The organism is Micromonospora sp. NPDC005979, assembly GCF_040614415.1.
Lineage (GTDB): Bacteria > Actinomycetota > Actinomycetes > Mycobacteriales > Micromonosporaceae > Micromonospora.
Genome location: NZ_JBEXUR010000003.1, coordinates 1 through 20,264, shown reverse-complemented (window position 1 = coordinate 20,264; position 20,264 = coordinate 1). Strand labels below are relative to the sequence as shown.

Here is a 20,264-nt window from a genome sequence, read left to right as displayed (position 1 = left end):
CCCGGCGCGCCCCGGCGCGGGTGGTTATGGTCGTCGGGTGAATCGACTCGCCGACGCGACCTCGCCGTACCTGCTCCAGCACGCCGACAACCCGGTCGACTGGTGGCCCTGGTGCGACGAGGCGTTCGCCGAGGCGAAACGACGCGACGTACCGGTGCTCATCTCGGTGGGCTACGCGGCCTGCCACTGGTGCCACGTCATGGCGCACGAGTCGTTCGAGAACGAGCAGGTCGCTGCCCTGCTGAACGAGAACTTCGTGTCGATCAAGGTGGACCGCGAGGAGCGCCCCGACGTCGACGCCGTCTACATGACCGCCACCCAGGCGATGACCGGTCAGGGCGGCTGGCCGATGACGGTCTTCGCCACCGGAGACGGCACCCCGTTCTTCTGCGGCACCTACTTCCCGCGCGCCAACTTCACCCGCCTGCTCCAGTCGGTCACCACGGCCTGGCGGGACCAGCGGGACGAGGTGCTGCGCCAGGGCGCCGCCGTGGTCGAGGCCATCGGTGGCGCACAGGCCGTGGGCGGCCCCACCGCGCCGCTGGACGGCCCACTGCTCGACGCCGCGGCCGGCAACCTGGCCGGTGGGTACGACGAGACGAACGGCGGGTTCGGGGGCGCCCCGAAGTTCCCGCCGCACATGAACCTGCTCTTCCTGCTGCGCCACCACCAGCGCACCGGCGACCCGCGCAGCCTGGAGATCGTGCGGCACACCGCCGAGGCGATGGCCCGGGGCGGCATCTACGACCAGCTCGCCGGCGGTTTCGCCCGATACTCGGTGGACGCGCACTGGACGGTGCCGCACTTCGAGAAGATGCTCTACGACAACGCGCTGCTGCTGCGCGTCTACACGCAGCTCTGGCGGCTGACCGGTGATCCGTTGGCCCGGCGGGTCGCCCGGGACACGGCCCGGTTCCTCGCCGACGAGCTGCACCGGCCGGGGGAGGGGTTCGCGTCCGCGCTGGACGCCGACACCGAGGGCGTGGAGGGGCTCACCTACGCCTGGACGCCCGCACAGCTCGTCGAGGCGCTGGGCGAGGACGACGGCGGCTTCGCCGCCGACCTGTTCGCCGTCACCGAGGACGGCACCTTCGAACACGGCACGAGCGTGCTCAAGCTCGCGCGGGACGTCGACGACGCCGCGCCCGAGGTCCGTACCCGCTGGCAGGGGGTGGTCGGGCAACTGCTCGCGGCCCGCGACACCCGGCCCCAGCCGGCCCGCGACGACAAGGTGGTGGCCGCCTGGAACGGCCTGGCGATCACCGCGATCGTCGAATTCCTCCAGGTCGCCGCGCTGACCCTGGAGAAGCGGGACGAGGGCGCCAACCTGTTGGAGGGCGTCACCATCGTCGCCGACGGCGCGATGCGGGACGCCGCCGAGCACCTGGCCAGCGTGCACATCGTCGACGGCCGGCTGCGCCGGGTCTCCCGCGACGGCAGGGTCGGCGAGCCGGCCGGGGTGCTGGAGGACTACGGCTGTGTGGCCGAGGCGTTCTGCGCCCTGCACCAGCTCACCGGCGAGGGACGCTGGCTGACCCTGGCCGGTCAACTGCTGGACACCGCCCTGGAGCGCTTCGCCGCACCCGGCGGCGCCTACTACGACACGGCCGACGACGCGGAGCGGTTGGTCGCGCGGCCGGCCGATCCGACCGACAACGCCACCCCGTCGGGGCGGTCCGCGCTGGTCGCCGGGCTGGTCGCGTACTCCGCGCTGACCGGCCAGACCCGCTACCGCGAGGCCGCCGAGGCCGCGCTCGCCACCGTGGCGCCGATCGTCGGGCGGCACGCCCGCTTCGCCGGGTACGCGGCCACGGTCGGCGAGGCGTTGCTGTCCGGGCCGTACGAGATCGCGGTGGTGACCCACGACCCGGCCGGCGATCCGCTGGTGGCCGCCGCCCACCGGTACGCCCCGCCCGGAGCGGTGGTGGTCGCCGGCCTTCCGGACCAGCCCGGTGTGCCGTTGCTCGCCGACCGGCCGTTGGTCGACGGGCGGTCCGCCGCGTACGTCTGCCGGGGTTTCGTCTGTCAACGGCCGGTCACCTCCGTCGACGAGCTGGTCGCCGAGCTGGGCTGAGTCGGGCACCGGTAGGCTGGCCGCGCTATGGATTCCCGTACCGGTCTGCCTGTTGTCGGCATGGTGGGTGGCGGCCAGTTGGCCCGGATGACCCACCAGGCCGCGATCGCCCTCGGCCAGTCACTGCGTGTGCTCGCGAGCGCCCCCGACGACGGCGCGGCGCTCGTCGCCGCCGACGTCCAGTACGGCGACCACACCGACCTGGCCGCCCTGCGCACCTTCGCCAAGGGCTGCGACGTGGTCACCTTCGACCACGAGCACGTGCCCAACGAGCACATCCGCACGCTGGCGGCCGAAGGGGTGACCCTGTACCCGCCGGCGGACGCGCTGCTGCACGCCCAGGACAAGCAGGTCATGCGGGAACGCCTCACCGAGCTGGGTGCGCCCAACCCGCTCTGGCGGCCGGTCGGCGACCCCGCCGAGCTGGTCGAGTTCGGCGAGCAGATCGGCTGGCCGGTGGTGCTCAAGGCGGCCCGGGGCGGGTACGACGGTCGCGGCGTCTGGATGGTGGACGACGCCACCCAGGCCGCCGAGCTGGCCGCGACGCTGCTCGCCGGCGGCACCAGGCTGATCGTCGAGGAACGGGTGCCGCTGCGCCGCGAACTCGCCGTGCAGGTGGCCCGCTCGCCGTTCGGCCAGGTGGCCGCGTACCCGGTGGTCGAGACGGTGCAGCGGGACGGCATCAACGTCGAGGTGCTGGCCCCGGCGCCCGGTCTCGACGAGGAGTTGGCGGTCTCCGCCCAGCAGCTCGCCATCGACCTGGCCACCGCGCTCGGTGTGGTCGGGCTGCTCGCCGTGGAACTCTTCGAGGTGCGCGACGACGCCGGTCGACCCGCGATCGTGGTCAATGAGCTGGCGATGCGTCCGCACAACTCGGGGCACTGGACCATCGAGGGTGCCCGGACCTCGCAGTTCGAGCAGCACGTGCGGGCGGTGCTGGACTACCCGATGGGCGACACCGCGCTGACCGCGCCGGTCGTCGTGTCGGCGAACGTCCTCGGCGGAGAGCCGGACGGGATGTCGATCGACGAGCGGCTGCACCACCTCTTCGCCGCCGAGCCGGGGGCCAAGGTGCACCTCTACGGCAAGCAGGTACGCCCCGGTCGCAAGATCGGGCACGTCACCGTGCTCGGTGACGACCTGGACGACGTACGGGCACGGGCGGCGCGGGCCGTGCGCTGGCTCCAGGTGGGGCACGAGTGACCCGGGTGGCCGCGAACCAAGGAGGACTCCGGTGACCACGGTTGGGCTGATCATGGGCAGCGACTCGGACTGGCCGACCATGCGGGCCGCCGCCGAGGTGCTCGACGATTTCGAGGTGTCGTACGAGGTGCGGGTCATCTCGGCACACCGGACCCCGGTCGCGATGATCGATTACGGCCGGGACGCGGTCGACCGGGGGCTCAAGGTGATCATCGCCGGTGCCGGTGGCGCCGCCGCGCTGCCGGGCATGGTCGCCTCGGTGACCCCGTTGCCGGTGATCGGCGTGCCGGTACCGCTGAAGCACCTCGACGGGATGGACTCGCTGCTGTCCATCGTGCAGATGCCGGCGGGGATTCCGGTGGCCACCGTGTCGATCGGCAACGCCCGCAATGCCGGCCTGCTGGCCGTCCGGATCCTCGGCGCGTCCGACGAGACGCTGCGGACCCGGATGGCCACCTACCAGCAGGACCTGGAGAAGCTCATCATGACCAAGGACGCGGCCCTCCAGGCCACCCTGCCCTAACCCCGCACCCCGCGCACCCCCGCACCCTCCCGCCCCCGCGATCTTGCACTTTCGGTGGTCGCTAAGCGGCATTTGTCCAACTATGCGACGACAGAAAGTGCAAGATCGCCGCAAGCCCCGGCGGGCCCGGCACGCTCACCGTGCCCACTCACGCACGCCGCCGTGACTCTCCGGTTTCACCTCATGCCGCGGAGCGCGGTCTGGAGGCGTTCCTGGGCGCGACGACGGCGTTCGTTGCTGGCCCCGAGGACGAGCAGCAGGATCCCCACGGGGATCAGCACCAGCCACGGGCCGAGGCTGAACAGCGCGTGGATGGCGGCGATCGCGGTGACCGACGCGCCGACGATCACCGGTGCCTGCTGCCGGCTGGACGAGCCGAAGATCAGCACCGCCACCGCACCGAGCAGCAGCAGCATCTGCCGCAGCGTGCTGGACTCGGTGGCGAGCACGATCGCCAGGGTCGGCAGGAACGCGGCGACCAGCGCCGGCCCGTACGCCACCCAGCTGCTCAGGTCCGGCCGGTGGCGTAGTTCCAGCACGCCGACCAGCAGGGCCAGCGCGGCGAAGGGCAGCGTGTACGCCTCGGGCAGCGCCACGTCGGCGACGCGCATGAGGATCCACCAGGCGGTGATCTCGCAGAACACCACAGCCCAGAAGAGGATCCGGCGCTCCACGGGCCGCCGGCCGGGCCGGGTCGCCGCCACCCCGAGGACGGCGCCCCAGGCGGCCAGCAGGGCGGCGATGTGCCGTGGAGAGTCGAAGGCGAGCGCCAGCGCGATCAGGGCCGCGGCGTACCCGGTCCACTGCACGGTGGCCGCCTCGCGCTGCGCCTCGGGACGGCGCAGCTGAGGCAGGGTCGCCGCGAGCACCTGGAGGACCGCCCCGACGGCGAGCACCCCGAACGCGGACCAGACCGCTGCCAGCCCGGCGACCAGGCCGGCGGTGAGCACGAAGAGCTGGGCCATGATCGAGGCGAACAGCCAGCCGAGGATCCGGGCGCGCTGGGTGGTGCCGAACAGGGCCGCCACCGCGCCCACGCCTACCGCGCCGCCGAGGGTGAACAGGGTCAGTTGCCGCTCGGCGAGACTGCCGGCCAGGCCGGCGCCACCGGCGGCCAGACCGATGACGAACACGAGCACCCGGGCCAGCCGCAGCGAACGGGCCGGCTCGACGAGCGGCGGCGGCGGGGTCAGGGCGAGACCGAGCATGGAGATGGTGAACACGGACAGCGCGGCGAGGGTGCTCGCCCGCCACCCAAGGCCCAGCGCGATGGGCGCGATCAGCAGCGTGACGGCCGCGCCGGGAAGCACCACCGGTACGGCACGGGACCGCCGTCCGCCGCTGAAACCGGTGGCGGCCAGGGCCGCCGTCGCCGTGAGCAGCAGCGCGGTCAGCACGTGGGTCGGATTGACCAGGTCCGACGGCGGGGTGCGCAGTTCCGGCGGCGGACCCTGCCAGATCCGGTTCAACGTGCGCTGCGGCTCGACCAGGGCGAAGACCAGCGCGGGCGCGATCGAGACGAGGGCCAGGGCGGTCGGCAGGGCGGCGGCCGCGAGCGCGCCGGCGGAAGGGCTGACCCGCCACCGCCGCCGATCCGGGTCGTCCGGCAGCCGGCGCAGCGCCCCGTCCAGCAGCACCGCCCAACGGCGGACCGGCTGGGCGGCGGCGGTGGGCGGCACGGTCGCCGCGCGGATCAGCTCGGCGAGGACACCGAGCAGCGCGGCGGCGGCCGCGTAGACCCCGACGGGCAGGCCGGTCGGGATGGCGGCGACGGCGCTGATGCTCGCACCGCCGACCACGGCCACACTGACCCAGGGCAGGTACTGCGGCACGTGCCGGCGTACGGCGGCCACCCCGGCGAGACCGAGGCTCGACGCGGCCAGCGCGGCGGTCAGCACCACCTGCGCCGAGTGCTGGAACTCGACGGCCAGCGCCGCCACCGCGCCGGGCAACGCCAGCAGCGCGGCACCGGCCGCCGCGCCGCCGATCTGCGCCAGGTGCGGCGGCATGCCCTCGGTCTCCAGGTCGGTCACCCGGGGCCGGGCGAGGACGCGTGCCAGCGTGGCGACGACGACGCCGATCAGCGCGATGCTGCCCAGCGCGAGCGCGGTGGTCCACGGGCGGACCAGGCCGGCGCCGGCCCCGTGCAACGCGACCACTCCGGCCACGGTGGCCCGGGACAGCCCGGCCCGGGGCTCCTCGGTGGCCACCGCCGCCATCCCGAAGACGGTGGCGACCATGGCCCCGACCAGCACCGGCGACCACCAGGGCAGGTCGAACGCGGCCGGCGCGCCGATGGTGGCGAGCACCACGGCCACGCCGGACGCGTCCCAGCGCCAGGGCGGTGGCAGCAGGACGCCGGCGGCGACGGCCAGCAGCAGCAGCGCGATCGGCGCCTGCCAGGTCGAGCCGCCGGTCGGCGCCGCCGGCCAGTTGCTCAGGTCGCCGTTCCAGATCGGCCCGGGCGTGGCCAGCACGCCCACACCACCGCGCAGCGCCGTCCAACCGGCGAGCACCCCGATGAGTACGCCGCCGACGGCGATGCCGAGGATCGGGCCGCGTCGCCACTCCTCGGGCATGGCGCGGGCGGCCACGGCGACGACCAGGACCAGGCCGGCGGCCACCGCCAACTGCCCACCCGGGGCGAGAACCGCGGCGATCCGCACCATCGTGGCGATCAGTGCGGTGGTCACCGCCGCGGCGGCCAGGTCCGAGCCGTCCAGGGTGAGGTCGGAGCGGCGGCCGGCGTCGATCGAGGGGGCCAGGAAGAGCAGCACCGCGGCGATCAGCAGGAGCGCCCCGACCCACGCGTCGGCGACGGTGGCACCGGGCGCGCCGAAGGCGGCGGCGGTGACGACGAGCGCGCCCATCCCGGTGCCGACCGACAGGGGCACCGGGATGCGCCGCTGGGAGACCTGCACCATCGCGGCGTACCCGAGGGTCACGCAGACGGCCAGGAAGCTCGCGGCGAGCACCGGGACGGTCGCCTCGCGCAGGCTGGCCGGGGTGGGAGTCTCGTCGACGGGGACGGTGGCGGCCACGAACGCGGCCACCGCACCGGGCAGCGCGAAGGCCGCGCCTCCGGCGGCCCAGTCGGTGACCGTCTCGGCGGCGGCCGAGGCGATCCGGACCCGGGGCGCCAGCGCGACCAGCGCGCCGGCCGCGAAGAGGGCGAGCAGGACCGCGGCCGTGAGCGCGGGCCGGGACAGGCCGGCGCCCGCGCCGAACAGGCCCACCACGGCGGCGCCGACTCCGTGGGCCAGGGCGGCCCGGGAGGTACGCGCGGAGAGGCCGATGACGCCGATGCCGATCGCGGTGACCACCATCGGCCAGGGGGCGGCCGCCCAACCGAGGCCGAACGACGCCGGCACGGCGAGCGCCGTCAGCGCGGCTCCGGCGACCGCGAACTCGCGGCGGATCTCCGGTGGCAGGGCCAGCATCGCGGCGATGGTGAGCAGGAACGCGGCGGCGGCGAGCTGCCATGTGGTGGGGCCGACGGCGGCGGCCAGCTCGGCGGCGTGCCGGTCCAGGTCGGCGTCCCAGGCGGGCAGTGCCGCCCGGACGGGGGCGACGCCGGCCCGCAGGGCTCCTCCGGCGACCACCAGCCCGCTGACGGTGAGCGCTACCGCCGAGGCGATCTGTGGGCCACGGCGGGCGGCCTCGGGGATCGCGCGTACCGCGAGGCCGGTCGCCGTGATCACCGCCGCGATCAGCAGCAACGCCTGGCCGGGCAGGGCCACGGAGGCGACCCGGCCGAACGCGCCGATCACGGCCAGGGTGACGATGCCGGCCGCCACGTCGGGCAGCGGTGGGCGGCGCAGCACCAGCGCGCCGGCCAGCCCGACGGCGGCGGCCAGCAGCAGCACCAGCCCGGCGCCGGTCGCCGTCGGCACGGCCCGTGCCCGCAGCAGCGCGGTGACCGCGTACGCCAGGGCGACCGCGACGGCCACCGCGTGCAGCGACCAGGTCAGCTCGCGCAGTCCGGGCACCGGTCGGGCGGACGGGGTGTCGGCGGCGCCCGCGCCAACGTCGACCACCTCGCCGGCCTCCTCCGGGTCGCCCTCGGGTCGGGCCTCGGCGTCGCGTTGCCGGGGCGTCGTCGAGGGCGGGGCCGGCTGCGGCAGGTCCTGCCCGACGGCGCGCTCCACCACGATCGGCGAGCGGGCCAACCAGAGGTCGAGCAGGGCCACCAGGGTCAGCACCAGCGCCCAGCCACCCGGCCCGGTGATCCGGTCGTACGCGAGCAGCGGCAGGACCGGCTGCGCGGCGACCACGGTCGCGAAGCGCGGTGCGCGCAGACCCGTCCAGGCCGCGTATCCGACGGACACGGCGGCGGTGGCCGCGAAGATCAACCCGGCGAAGACCGCGCCCGAGGTGCCGCTGCCGATCCGGTCCACCGCCCAGAGCGCGTAGCCGGCCAGCGGCACGAGCAGCAGACCCACCGCCGAGATCGTCTCCGCGGTGGAGGTGAGCCCGCGTCGCACCAGCGCCGGTGGGGCGAGCAGCATCAGCGCCGTGGCGAGCAGCAGGACGCCGAGGCGGGCCAGCGCGTCCATCGAGCTGGTCGCCACCGCGGCGAAGACCACCGCGGCCACGGCGAGCAGCAGCGCGCCCAGCCCGAGCGGGATGTTCTGCACCTCCCGGCTGGACGCCTCCGGCGGGTGTTCGGGATCGTCGGCGTCCAGCCAGGACGGCCGGGGCGGGGGCGGCGGGTCCTCCGGAACGGGCGGCGTGCCCTGGCGTGGAACCCGGGGCGGCGGCGCGCCGGTGCCGGGGCTGGCCGTCGGCGGACGGCGGCCGGGCCGGCGGCGCAGCACCCGGCGGGGCCGGGTGGCCTGCTTGATCCGCTCCTCACCGGCGTGAGCGAGGATGTCCCGCTGAAAGAGCGCGGCCTGCATCTTGGCGGCGATCTGCCGCTGCTCGCTGGCGATGGCGGCGTCGCGCCTCTTCATCTCCGCGATCGAGCGCTCGATGTCCGCCAGATGTTCCACCCACTGCGGCTGTTCGGCCCCGCAGTGCGGGCAGTGCACGGCCGGTTTGATCTCCCGGCCGCACGAGGAGCACTGAAAGGTCGCCACGACACCCCTCCACCCGCCGCACTGTGGACTCCCACTGTCGCAGCATGCCCAAAGCTGGCGCGGATTTCGACACTTGACGGCGGGTCCGGGGCAAACAACATCACCGGCCGGCCGCGTGGAGCGCTTCGCGGCCGGCCGGTGAGTGGTGGATCGTCAGGGGCGGCCCATGCCCCGGTACTCCCAGCCGGCCTGGGTCCACAGTGCCGAGTCGAGGCAGTTGCGCCCGTCGACGACCTTGCGGCCGCGGACCAGCTCGCCCAGGGCGACCGGGTCGGCGTTGCGGAAGTCCGCCCACTCGGTGAGGACGCAGACCAGGTCGGCGTCGGCGACCGCCTCGTTGATCCCGGGCTCGTAGGTCAGCTCGGGCACCGCGCGGCGGGCGTTCTCGGTGCCCTGCGGGTCGTACACGTGGACGTCGGCCCCGGCCTTCTGCAGCAGCGCGGCGACGGCGAGCGCCGGGGCGTCGCGGACGTCGTCGGTGTTGGGCTTGAAGGTCGCGCCCAGCACGGCGATGCGGGTGCCGGAGAAGTCCGGACCGGCCGGCCCGGAGCGGCGGCCGAGCAGGTCCGCGGCGAGCTGGAGCACGCGGGTGCGGCGACGCAGGTTGATCAGGTCGACCTCGTGCAGGAAGCGCAGCGCCTCGCCCGCGCCCAGCTCCTGAGCGCGGGCCTGAAAGGCGCGGATGTCCTTGGGCAGGCAGGCGCCACCGAAGCCGAGGCCGGCCTGGAGGAAACGGTTGCCGATGCGGGGGTCGTACCCGATGGCGCGAGCGAGCTGGGTGACGTCGCCGCCGCTGGCCTCGCAGACCTCGGCCATGGCGTTGATGAAGGAGATCTTGGTGGCCAGGAAGGCGTTCGCCGCGACCTTGACCAGCTCGGCCGTGGCGAAGTCGGTGACCACCAGGGGCACCTCGCGGTCCTCGGTGGCGGCCAGGTCGAAGACGCCCTTGTGCGCGGCGTAGAGCATGCCGTTGGCCCACTCGCTCTTGACGCCGACCACGATCCGGTTGGGTCGCAGCACGTCGTCGACGGCGAAGCCCTCCTGGAGGAACTCGGGGCTCCACGCCACCTCGACGCCCAGGTCGTCCGGGGTGTGCTTGCCGACGAGCTGCTCGACCCATTCGGCGGTGCCCACCGGCACGGTCGACTTGCCCACGATGAGCGCCTTGCGGGTCAGGTGCTGGGCGAGGCCGGTCACCGACGCCTCGACGTACGACAGGTCGGCGCCCATTCCGTCGGCCCGCTGCGGGGTGCCGACGCAGATGAAGTGCACGTCACCGAAGTCGGCGGTCTCGGCGATGTCGGTCGAGAACCGCAGCCGGCCGGCGGCGAGGTTGCGCTTGAGCAGCTCGTCCAGGCCGGGTTCGTGGATCGGCACCTCGCCGGCGTTCAGCATCGCGATCTTGTCCGCGTCGACGTCGAAGCCGAGCACCTCGTAGCCCAGCTCGGCGTAGCAGATGGCGTACGTCGCACCGAGGTAACCGGTCCCCAGGAACGTCACCCGCGGCCGAGACGCGCCCGAGGGCGGCGTCACCGCGGCGATGGCGGGGGTCGGCTGGATGGTGGGGTAGGGGATCGTCACGCCTGTCTTCTCCGCTCGCACTGGCGGCGCGTCGTCGCGTCGCATTCTGCTGCGGCGCCTGGGCGGGCACCGGAGGGGTGGCTCACTGTCTGCCTTCCATCATCGCCCAGCGGCGCGGGTGCTCCGTCATGCCCATACCTACGCGCCGGTAACATCACCTGAACTGCAGTCGCTATCCTTCAGTCTGCGCGGTCGGCGGTCAGGGGAGGCCACAGACTGCGCATGATAGCGGTGAAGGGGAGGGGCCGACATGGCCGCAGGGGAGTCGTTCGACGTCTACCGGTTGCCGGAGGAGCACGAGGCGATCCGGGAGGCGGTCCGGGAGGTCTGCGCCGCCAAGGTGGCGCCGCACGCCGCCGAGGCCGACGAGACCGGGGAGTTCCCGAAGGCGTCCTACGACGCGCTGCGGGCCGCCGACTTCCACGCGCCGCACGTCCCCGAGGAGTACGGCGGCGCGGGCGCGGACGCCCTGGCCACCGCCATCGTGATCGAGGAGGTGGCGCGCGCCTGCGCGTCCTCGTCGCTGATCCCGGCGGTGAACAAGCTTGGCACGATGCCGCTGCTGTTGTCCGGTTCCGAGGAGATCAAGCGCCGCTACCTGACGCCGGTCGCGGCGGGCGATGCCATGTTCTCGTACTGCCTCTCCGAGCCGGAGGCCGGCAGCGACGCGGCGTCGATGACCACCCGCGCGGTGCGTGACGGGGATCACTGGGTGCTCAACGGCGTGAAGCGGTGGATCACCAACGCCGGTGTCTCCGAGTTCTACACCGTCTTCGCCGTCACCGACCCCGCTGCGCGTTCCCGAGGCATTTCGGCCTTCGTGGTCGAGAAGTCGGATCCGGGCGTGAGCTTCGGCGCGCCGGAGAAGAAGCTCGGCATCAAGGGCTCGCCGACCCGCGAGGTCTACCTCGACAACGTGCGGATCCCCGCCGATCGGATGATCGGCGCGGAGGGCACCGGCTTCGCCACCGCCATGAAGACCCTGGACCACACCCGGGTCACCATCGCCGCGCAGGCCGTCGGGATCGCGCAGGGCGCGCTCGACTACGCCAAGGGGTACGTCGCCGAGCGCCGGCAGTTCGGCAAGGCGGTCGCCGAGTTCCAGGGCATCCAGTTCATGCTCGCCGACATGGGCATGAAGCTGGAGGCAGCCCGGCAGCTCACGTACGCCGCCGCCGGCAAGTCCGAGCGGGGCGACGCCGACCTGACCTACTTCGGCGCGGCGGCCAAGTGCTTCGCCTCGGACGCCGCCATGGAGATCACCACCGACGCGGTGCAGTTGCTGGGTGGCTACGGCTACACCCGGGACTACCCGGTCGAGCGGATGATGCGGGACGCCAAGATCACCCAGATCTACGAGGGCACCAACCAGGTGCAGCGGATCGTCATGGCCCGTCAACTCCTCGCCAACGTCGTCTAGGCCCTACCTCGGGCCCCTGGCCGGCCTGTCCGCGCCTCGGCCTGTCCGCGCCTCGGCCTGTCCGCGCCCCGGCCTGTCCGCGCCCCGGCCGGGGCGGCCGGGGGCGCTGCCGATCCGTCCCGCGACGGTCGCCGGTGCGGCCGGCGCGGTCGGTCATCCGATCGCCGTTCGCAACGCGGCGCCCAGCCCGGCCGTCTCGATCCCGGCGGAGTCCAGCAGGGCCCGGTGCGGGTTGCCGACCGGGGTCGGCTTGCCGACGGCGTAGCCCTGGGCGAAGTCCACCCCGTAGTCGCGCAGCAGGCGCAGGGTGGCCTCGCTCTGGACGAACTCGGCGGCGGTCCGGATCCCCAACCCCCGGCACATGTCGACGAAGGACTGGACGATCACCTGGTCGGGACGGGACTCCTCGATCTTGCTGATGAAGTCGCCGTCGATCTTCACCAGGTCGATCGGGAAGTACTTCAGGTGGGTGAACGTGCCGTATCCGGAGCCGAAGTCGTCCAGGGCCAGCCGACAGCCGATGTCCCGGATTCCGCAGGCGAAGTCGATCGCCTGCGTCAGGTTGCCGATCAGCGCCGTCTCGGTGATCTCGAAGGTGACCTGGGAGGGGTCGATGGCGTGCCGTTTCATGACCTCGTGGACATGCTCCAACAGGTGCGGATCGCCGAGCGACCGGCCCGACACGTTCACCTGGTAGTGCGAGGTTCGTGGTCCGTGGGCGATCAGCTCCATGGTGTGGTCGATGACCCAGCGGTCTATCGGCCAGATCTCGTCGACCCGTTCGGCGACGTCCAGGAACGCCGACGGCGGTACCGGCTGGCCCGTGCCGTCGAGTACGCGGAGCAGGATCTCCTGGCGGGTGATCTGGTTGAGGCTGAGGTCGAGAATCGGCTGGGCGTAGAGCATAAAACTGTTGCCGGCGACCGCCGCCCGGATTCGGCTCCGGCAGGTCTCCTGCCGGTCCTCGGGACGGGCCGGCTGTCGCAGCACGGTCAGTGGCACCTGCTCCCGCTTGGCCTGTCGCCACGCGCTCTCCGCGTCCACCAGCAGGTCGAAGCCGCTGCTGTCGTCGCCGTCCTGGTACCGGACGAGACCGCCCCAGGCGTCGAGGCGTACCCGTTCCCGGTCCTGGCCGACGACGAACGAGTGACCGCGCAGGCTGTCGATGATGCTCTCCGCGATGGTCGTGGCCGACCTCATCGTGGTGTTCTGCAGCAGCACGCCGAACTCGCCCGGGCCGACGAGCCCGCACACGGCGGTTCGGCGGGCCACGTTCTTCACCACACCGGCTATCGCGGCGGCGAGTCGATCCTGGGTCGCGTGGTCGTGCCCGGAGGTCGGTAGGTTCAGTGGCTCGGCGGCCACCACGAGCAGGGCGCCCGACCCGCCGCGTTGGGTCCGGTCGACCTCGTCGGCGAAGCGGGGGCGGGTCAGCAGGCCGGTGGCCGGGTCGCGGCTGATCAGTTCGGTGCGTGCGGTCTCGCACCGGCGGGCGAGCCGGTCCCGCTCCTGGCGGGCCAGCTCCAGGTCGGTGACGTCCTGACCGGTGCCGATGATGCCGTGCGGCCGGTCGAACCGGTCGATCAGGACCTCGATGTAGCAGTGCACGTACCTGGTCGCTCCGTCCGGTCGGACCACCCGGTACGTCGTCTCCTTGACCGTCTGCTCCCGCCACGCCAGGTGGATGGCCCGACGAACGGCCTGCGCGTCCTCGGGATGGACCAGCTCGAAGAGCAGATCGGCGGAGGGTCGGATCGTGCCGGGGGCGCAGCCGAGGATCAGCGACATCTCGTCGGACCAGGAGATCTCTCCGGTGGCGGAGATCCAGGTGATGGTGCCCAATTTCGCCAGCTGGGCCGCGCGGGCGATCCGGGCGGCTTCGTCGGCGTCGGCGTCGGCGTTCAGCGGGTCGTGCGGGTCGACGTCCACGACGAGATCCCGCCCGGCCGTCACCGCGTGGGCGTAGGCCTGCTGGATCTGCCGGCTGGCGCGTCGGGCGCGCGCGCGTTCGAGGGGGGTGGGAGCACGTTCGGCCGCGAGTTCCAGGACGTCGTCGAGGTTCACGATGACCTCCCCGTTGGCTTGTTGAAACCGGCCTGTTCCGCGAGGCGCTGCAGATGCTGACGCGCCTGCTGCTTGTAGGCGCGAACGGTGGTGTGGGCGAGACCCAGCATCCTGGCGATGTCGAGGTCCCGCCAGCCGTCGAAGAAGAGGACGAACACCTCCGCCTGCCGGGGCGGCAGTTGCTGCAGCCACGCGACGAGCAACTCGTCCGCCTCCCGAGGGTCGGTCGGCTGGGTGAGGAACTCGGGGGGCACCTCGTCCAGGTTCGTCGTGGTCGTGCTGGTCCGGGTGCGCCGGCTCTGCTGCCCCTGGAGCTTGTGCCGCGCCGTCTTGAGCACCCAGGCGAGGGGCTTCTCGAAGGTGCGGATCTGCGCCCACTTGGCCCGAGTGGTGATGAACGTCTCCTGGACTGCCTCGTCCACCAGGTCCCGATTGGCGCAGCGGGCGCGCAGGAAGCGCTCGACCCGCAGGAAGTTGTCGTCGCAGAAGGCCGTGAAGGACGCCTCCAGCTCGGCCGGGGTGGGTTCGGGCGAGCGGGTCGCGGCGCGGGCCGCGGCAGAACTGTTCCGGTTCACGCCGCCTCCTCGTCGCTGCTCTGTCGAGGTCCACGCAGCTCCACGACGCGGTGCCCGTCACGGTCCCGCTCGTCGACCGTGATGTTCTCGTGGCGACCGCTGACCAGGGTGATCAAGCCGGCCGTCCGGGCCGCTGTCCGTGCGGACAGCTCCCGCTCCGCGTGGAGTCGGGTGCGGTGCCGGAGGTAGGCGCGGACCAGCCCGATCACCGCCCCGGCCACCAGTCCCAGAACCACTGCGGTCGAGCTGTCGGGAACAAGCCCTCGCAATTGATCGATCATTCTCGCCTCACGCATCCGTAGTGGCCATTCCGCATATAACTCTCTGTGGAGGGGCGGAATGTAGATGGGGATGCTCGTGGAATCTGCGCGCATGATCGACTCATAGCCCTGAGCTGTATCTATTCCACCGTTCGGCCACAATAGAGGGTCCGTTCGGGCACGTGACGGTGAAAACGCGAATATCGCGCTCTGTAGTCGACCTGCGGCTGATGGTGCTCGACCGAAAATGGGATTTGCATTGAGCGAAAATCGCGACTCCGTTGATCCCGATGCCTTCCCCGACTCGGGGCGACTCCGACCGGTGGGAATCGTGCGAGGCCTCAATGGCGCTGTAGCGCGAGAGGAGCACTCACGCCCGTGCCGCCTGACCCACTTCGGCGCGGCCGCCAGGTGCTTCGCGTCCGACGCCGCCATGGAGATCACCACGGAGGCGGTGCAACTCCTCGGCGGCTACGGCTGCCCGCAGGACTACCCGTCGAGCGGGTGCTGGGGACGCCAGGATCACCCAGGTCTACGAGGGCGCCAACCAGGTGCAGCGGATCGTCATGGCGCGGCAACTCCTGAAGGGCTGACAGCGCCGATCAGCCGGCCCGGCGACCCGGCACGCGGGTTGTTCGGCGTTGTGCGGGATTGATTGATCGGCGCCGTCGTCAGCGGCGATCAACTTCGCTCTTCCGTAGAAGTTGACGGCGGGACGGCTCTCAACCAACCCCGTCCCAAAGGAGTGGAAGTCATGATGCTGCGCAAGGCGTTCGGAGCGCTGCTGGCGTTGCTGACCTTCGGCACGGTCCTGGTCGGCACGGCAGCCCCGTCGCAGGCGGCGGTGGCCTGCTCGGGCACGATCACCTACAGCTACGCGTACCCGCCGAGCAAGCCCGTTGCCGAGCTGGTCATCTACTACAACAGCACCAACGGCGGCACGAACAGCGCCTGCATGTACCACCGCGGCGCGGCGTACGGCTCCTCGGCGCGGACCTCCGTGCAGATCGCCCGGTGCGCGGAGACCTCCGGCACCGGCTCGTGCACCGCCACCGCGATCTCCACCAAGGACAACGCCGACTACCTGTACTACGCCGGTCCGCGCGGGGTGACCGGCACGGCGAACAACTGCGTCGACGCGTACGGCGAGATGGACTGGGCCGGCACCACCTACTGGATCCACTCCGGTCGCCAGGGCTGTTGAGTTCGGTGACGCCGAACCGGTGGTCCGGTGGGATCCGTCCCGCCGGGCCACCGGTGGTGTCCGTCCGCGTACGCCCCCGTCAGGGGTAGAGGCAGGCGGTACGGCGGGCGGCGAGCCGCTGGTCGGCGGCGAGCGGCAGGGCCTCGGCGGCGCTGGAGCCGTCGGGGCGGGCCACCCGCACGTCGAGCACGTCGGTCGGCGCGCCACCGCCGAGACAGGCGACCGCGGCCACCGGGATTTCGGCAGTGGATCCGGGTTGCGCGGACAGGCGGTCGAGCTTCCAGACGAGGTCGAACGGCGGGGCGGCCAATCCGGTCATTCCGATCTGGTGCCAGCGGCGCTCCGCCGGCAGCGCGGGGTCGTCCGCGTAGTAGGCGGCGAAGCCGACGATCTCCACGTGCGTGCCGGTCGCGCTGAGCCGCCACCCACCCGGGCCGGTCAGATCGGGGGCGATCGCCAGGGCGATCGCGGCCGGCCCGGGTAGGTCGCCCCGGCAGCGGGACGGTTCCAGGCCCGGGGGTGGGTTGCCGTGCACCACCCCGGAGGCGATCAGCCCACCGTCGGCCAGGGTGAACCAGCGGATGTCGGGGGTCTGGGAGGTGGAGTCGGCGATCCGCTCACCCAGGCAGTAGCCGGTGAGCCCGATCACGCAGCCGGGCGGAATGGTGTAGAGGATGCCCTGGTCGCGGCGGGGCTCGCCCCGGACATGCACGCCACTGCCGTACGTGACGGCGGTGAAGGCGGCGTCCGTGGTGGTCGCCGGGCAGGCTGTGGTGGTCGTCGTGCCAGCCGCCGCCGTCGCCCCGCTGGCCGGCCATTTCAGCTGGGTCATCGGCACCACGGCGACCGTACCGGCGAGGCCGGCGACCGCCACCGCCGCCAGCACCAGTCGCCGTCGGAGTTTCCGGTGCCGCGGGGGGCTCGCGGGCCGGTTGTGGGCCGGTCCGGCTGCGCCGCTGGCACCGGTTGGCTCACCGGTAGCCGGGGCGGGTATATCCCCAGCAGTCACCGCGGATGGTGACTCCGCGAGGGGCGCGGCGATCGGTTCGGCCGGTGTTTCTGCCCTCGCCGGGTCGGCTGGTGCGCCGGCCGAACCGGCGGGCCGCAGCTCCTCGTCCAGTTCGAGCCAACGCTGCCTCCATTGGGCGGTGTCCCCGCCGCAGGCCCCGACGTACGCGAGCAGCACGTCGAGGCTGGGTTGCCGGATTCCGCTGGCCGCGGCGGAGAGGGTCGAGGCGCTGTAGCCGGCGATCTCGGCCAATCGCCGGTAGGTGGGGTTGCCGGCTTCGACGCGTAACTTTCGTAGCTCATGGGCGAAAGACGACAACGGTCCAGCGGTCGGATCTACGGGCCGCTCGTGCCGAGCCATGCCGCTCCCTTGTCTCGGTAAGTCGTCCAAAGTAGGGAATGATATTGAATTCCTCGATCGGCAGACGACGGCTACCAGTGGGCGGGGGTGGCCCGGGGACCGGGGCCTGATCGACCCGGTGCGGGCCTGCTCCCCGGGTACGTGAGCCCCGCGCGGGAATCTTGATCCACCTCCATGGCGTTGCAGCCGGGAGAGTCACCCCGCCCTGGCCTCGTCGACCTCGATGACGGCGCTTCCGCACCCGGAGAGAGATCAAGTTGGCGAAGACCACCCCCGAGCAGGACGCGCTGCCCGGCGACCTGATGACCAACCGCCAACGCGCGCAACTCGTGCTCGTGCTCGGTGCGTTGATCGCCATCGGCCCCCTGACCATCGACATGTACCTGCCGGCGCTGCCGGCCATCACGACCGGCCTGCAGACCACCGAGACCGCCGTGCAGTTGACGCTCACCGGCACGTTGGTCGGCCTCGCGCTGGGCCAGTTGCTGATCGGGCCGGTCTCCGACGTGGTCGGCCGACGCCTGCCGCTGCTCGCCGGCCTCGCCGCGCACATCGTGGCGTCCGTACTGTGCGTCGTCGCGCCCAACATCGCCGTGCTCGGCGCTCTACGCGTCCTGCAGGGCCTCGGCGTCGCCGCCGCCACCGTGGTGGCCACGGCCGTCGTCCGCGACCTGTTCAGCGGCGCGTCGTTCGCGCGGATCTTCTCCCGGTTGATGCTGGTCATGGGTCTCGCCCCGGTCCTCGCGCCGACGCTGGGCAGCGGGCTGCTGCGCTGGACCGAGTGGCGCGGCGTGTTCGCGGCGCTGGCCGTACTGGGCGCGTCGCTGATCGTCGTCGCGGCCATGAAGCTGCCGGAGACCCTCGACGTGTCACGCCGCCGGCACGGTGGTGTCGCGGCGACCCTGCGGGACTACCGAGGACTGGTGAGCGATCGGGCCTTCGTCGGTCTGGTGCTGGTCGCCGGGCTGGCCATGGCGTCGCTGTTCGCGTACGTCTCCGGGTCGTCCTTCGTCCTCCAGCGGGAGTACGGCCTCGACGAGCAGCAGTTCGGCCTGGCCTTCGGCGCCGGCGCGGTGGGCCTGATCGGGGCCACCCAGTTCAACGTCCGGCTGCTGCGGCGCTACACGCCACAGCAGATCCTCGTCCTGGCCCTCATCGCGGGGACGGCGGCCGGTCTGCTGCTGGTGCTGTTCGCCGCCACCGGCATCGGGGGCCTGGCCACCCTGCTCGCATCGCTGTGGCTGGTGCTGGCCGCGGCCGGTCTGGCCCTGCCGAACGCGCCGGCGCTGGCCATGAGCCGGCACAGCGAGGCCGCCGGTACGGCAGCGGCACTGCTCGGCGCCGTCCAGTTCGGCGTCGGCGCGCTGTCCGCGCCCCTGGCCGGCCTGTTCGGGACGGGGAGCGTACCGATGGCGATCGTCATCGCGGGCGGCATGGCCGCGGCGCTGGCGGTCATGGTCCTGGTCGTGCCCCGCGCCACCCTCGGCGCGGTCGACCCGGACCTGGCCGTCGCCGTGCACTAGGCGCGCTCGCGCGGGTCTGGTCGGGCGGGCCGGGTTTCCGGCCCGCCCGACGGTCAGCGGATCTCGGTGGTGTCCTCGGGCCGCGACTGACCGCGCGGCGGCGCGGACCACGGCGATTCGCCGCCCACCCGGCGGGGCAGCGGCTCGGTCGGCGTCGGGTCGGCCGGGTAGCCCAGGGTCAGCGGCGCGGTGTCGCGCTCCGCCGGTTCGGACGACGACCAATCGGTCAGGGTGAAGTCGTCGCCGCGTGGTGCGTCCGCCGGCGCCGGGGTGGCGGCCGGTACGGTCACCGGCTGTGGCCACCGCCGCCAGCGTTGACCGCTGAACGTCGCCATCAGCAGCAGTAGACCGATCAGGAAGAGCGTGCCGTTCTCGACCGGCAGCCGCAGCGGCAGCGGGTCACCGAACACCTTCCACTCGTGCGGGATGGCGTCGCGCACCTCGAACGGCGCAACGAACATCCCGATGTACGGGGTGACCAGCAGAAGCCCGGCCAGCAGTGGCCCCGCCGGCGAGAAACGCAGTGTGCCGAGCAGCCCGAGCAGGACACCGCCGACACCGAGGTACACGGCCGGTTCGATCAGGTTGGCGGTGTTGAAGGTGCCGATCTCCACCCAGCGGTCGACCGTCCGGCTCGACCCGTCCTGCCCGAGTGTGACAAGCACCCACGTGATGGGTGCCACCACCAACCCGGCGAGGAAGCTCCAGAGATGTCGCATCCGCGCACCGTACCGTTTCCGGCATGACCGAGCACCTCTCCGCCGCTCCGACCGGCAAGCCGACGTCGTACTCCCGCGTCACCCTCAGCAAGATCATGACTGCGGTGGACGTCAACCTCTACGGAACCGTCCACGGCGGGGTCCTGATGAAGTTCGTCGACGACGTGGCCGGCGCCGCTGCCGCCCGGCACAGCGGCGGGACGGCGGTCACCGCGGCGATCGACGAGATCGTCTTCTCCGAGGCCGTCCGGGTCGGTGACCTGGTGCACGCGCACGCCCAGGTCAACTGGACCGGGCAGACCTCGATGGAGGTGGGGGTGCGGGTGGTCGCCGAGCGGTGGGACTCGGCCGAGGACGCGCCGGTCCGGGTCGCCACGGCGTACCTGGTCTTCGTCGGGGTGGACGTCGGCGGCGCGCCGCGCACGGTCCGCCCGGTGCTGCCGGAGACGCCGGACGACGAACGCCGGTACCGGGAGGCGGAGATCCGCCGCGAGCACCGCCTGGCCCGCCGCCGGGCCATCCAGGCGCACCGGGCCGGCTGACCGTGAGCGTGAAGGAAGGGCCCCTTACTAACGCCTTGGGTTCTAGGGATCGTTGCAACGCCTGACCTGATCAGGGGTTGCAGTGTTCGAGATCCGTGGGGATCGCCGGCCGCAGGGGCCGAAGAAGCT

At 72.6% G+C, this 20,264-nt stretch carries 14 protein-coding genes and 1 pseudogene; 8 read left to right on the top strand and 7 right to left on the bottom strand.

The window, feature by feature from the left end:
• The first annotated feature begins 37 nt into the window (after nt 1-37).
• The 3 genes from ABZ272_RS06180 to purE are packed head-to-tail and all read left to right on the top strand — an operon-like array spanning nt 38 to nt 3,800.
• Nucleotides 38-2,074, top strand: coding sequence for a thioredoxin domain-containing protein (locus tag ABZ272_RS06180; RefSeq protein ID WP_355048814.1), 2,037 nt, complete (start codon nt 38-40; stop codon nt 2,072-2,074).
• A gap of 27 nt (nt 2,075-2,101) precedes the next feature.
• On the top strand, nt 2,102-3,277 hold the full coding sequence (locus ABZ272_RS06175) for a 5-(carboxyamino)imidazole ribonucleotide synthase (protein WP_355048813.1): 1,176 nt from the start codon (nt 2,102-2,104) through the stop codon (nt 3,275-3,277).
• A 31-nt stretch (nt 3,278-3,308) separates the two neighbouring features.
• Nucleotides 3,309-3,800, top strand: a complete 492-nt coding sequence (gene purE / locus ABZ272_RS06170; RefSeq protein ID WP_355048812.1) for a 5-(carboxyamino)imidazole ribonucleotide mutase — start codon at nt 3,309-3,311, stop codon at nt 3,798-3,800.
• Nucleotides 3,801-3,976: 176 nt separating this feature from the next.
• Here purE and ABZ272_RS06165 read toward each other — a convergent pair whose 3' ends face one another.
• Together ABZ272_RS06165 and ABZ272_RS06160 are read right to left on the bottom strand one after the other, a co-directional pair.
• Nucleotides 3,977-8,878, bottom strand: coding sequence for a permease (locus ABZ272_RS06165; RefSeq protein WP_355048811.1), 4,902 nt, complete (start codon nt 8,876-8,878; stop codon nt 3,977-3,979).
• Nucleotides 8,879-9,031: 153 nt separating this feature from the next.
• Nucleotides 9,032-10,459, bottom strand: coding sequence for a UDP-glucose/GDP-mannose dehydrogenase family protein (locus tag ABZ272_RS06160; protein WP_355048810.1), 1,428 nt, complete (start codon nt 10,457-10,459; stop codon nt 9,032-9,034).
• A 250-nt stretch (nt 10,460-10,709) separates the two neighbouring features.
• On the opposite strand from ABZ272_RS06160, the gene ABZ272_RS06155 reads away from it, so the two are divergent.
• Nucleotides 10,710-11,879: an acyl-CoA dehydrogenase family protein gene (locus ABZ272_RS06155; RefSeq protein ID WP_355048809.1), complete on the top strand. Its 1,170-nt coding sequence runs from the start codon at nt 10,710-10,712 to the stop codon at nt 11,877-11,879.
• A gap of 153 nt (nt 11,880-12,032) precedes the next feature.
• Here ABZ272_RS06155 and ABZ272_RS06150 read toward each other — a convergent pair whose 3' ends face one another.
• From ABZ272_RS06150 to ABZ272_RS06140, 3 genes are read right to left on the bottom strand one after another with little or no spacing between them, the layout of a single operon-like run.
• Entirely contained in the window at nt 12,033-13,943 is a 1,911-nt protein-coding gene (locus ABZ272_RS06150; protein ID WP_355048808.1) for an EAL domain-containing protein, read from the bottom strand.
• Complete coding sequence (locus ABZ272_RS06145; protein ID WP_355048807.1) at nt 13,940-14,518, bottom strand: RNA polymerase sigma factor; 579 nt, start codon at nt 14,516-14,518, stop codon at nt 13,940-13,942. Before ABZ272_RS06145 ends, ABZ272_RS06150 begins: the two co-directional genes overlap by 4 nt.
• Nucleotides 14,515-14,754: a hypothetical protein gene (locus tag ABZ272_RS06140; protein WP_355048806.1), complete on the bottom strand. Its 240-nt coding sequence runs from the start codon at nt 14,752-14,754 to the stop codon at nt 14,515-14,517. The genes ABZ272_RS06145 and ABZ272_RS06140 overlap by 4 nt, the downstream gene beginning before the upstream one ends.
• Nucleotides 14,755-15,163: 409 nt before the next feature.
• Here ABZ272_RS06140 and ABZ272_RS06135 point away from each other — a divergent pair.
• Nucleotides 15,164-15,371: pseudogene (locus ABZ272_RS06135) on the top strand (acyl-CoA dehydrogenase family protein); the annotation flags it as partial.
• Nucleotides 15,372-15,532: 161 nt separating this feature from the next.
• Nucleotides 15,533-15,982 carry a hypothetical protein gene (locus tag ABZ272_RS06130; protein WP_355048805.1) on the top strand — a complete coding sequence of 150 codons (450 nt, stop codon included), beginning with the start codon at nt 15,533-15,535 and terminating at the stop codon, nt 15,980-15,982.
• A gap of 79 nt (nt 15,983-16,061) precedes the next feature.
• On the opposite strand, the gene ABZ272_RS06125 is transcribed toward ABZ272_RS06130, so the two are convergent.
• Nucleotides 16,062-17,351 (bottom strand): helix-turn-helix domain-containing protein, encoded by a 1,290-nt coding sequence (locus tag ABZ272_RS06125; RefSeq protein WP_355048804.1) that lies wholly within the window; start codon nt 17,349-17,351, stop codon nt 16,062-16,064.
• A 257-nt stretch (nt 17,352-17,608) separates the two neighbouring features.
• Here ABZ272_RS06125 and ABZ272_RS06120 point away from each other — a divergent pair, with 257 nt between their 5' ends.
• Nucleotides 17,609-18,874, top strand: coding sequence for a multidrug effflux MFS transporter (locus tag ABZ272_RS06120; protein ID WP_355048803.1), 1,266 nt, complete (start codon nt 17,609-17,611; stop codon nt 18,872-18,874).
• 53 nt (nt 18,875-18,927) lie between these two features.
• On the opposite strand, the gene ABZ272_RS06115 is transcribed toward ABZ272_RS06120, so the two are convergent.
• Nucleotides 18,928-19,593, bottom strand: coding sequence for a hypothetical protein (locus tag ABZ272_RS06115; protein ID WP_355048802.1), 666 nt, complete (start codon nt 19,591-19,593; stop codon nt 18,928-18,930).
• 23 nt (nt 19,594-19,616) lie between these two features.
• On the opposite strand from ABZ272_RS06115, the gene ABZ272_RS06110 reads away from it, so the two are divergent.
• Nucleotides 19,617-20,135, top strand: a complete 519-nt coding sequence (locus ABZ272_RS06110) for a hotdog domain-containing protein (protein WP_355048801.1) — start codon at nt 19,617-19,619, stop codon at nt 20,133-20,135.
• Nucleotides 20,136-20,264: the final 129 nt, after the last annotated feature.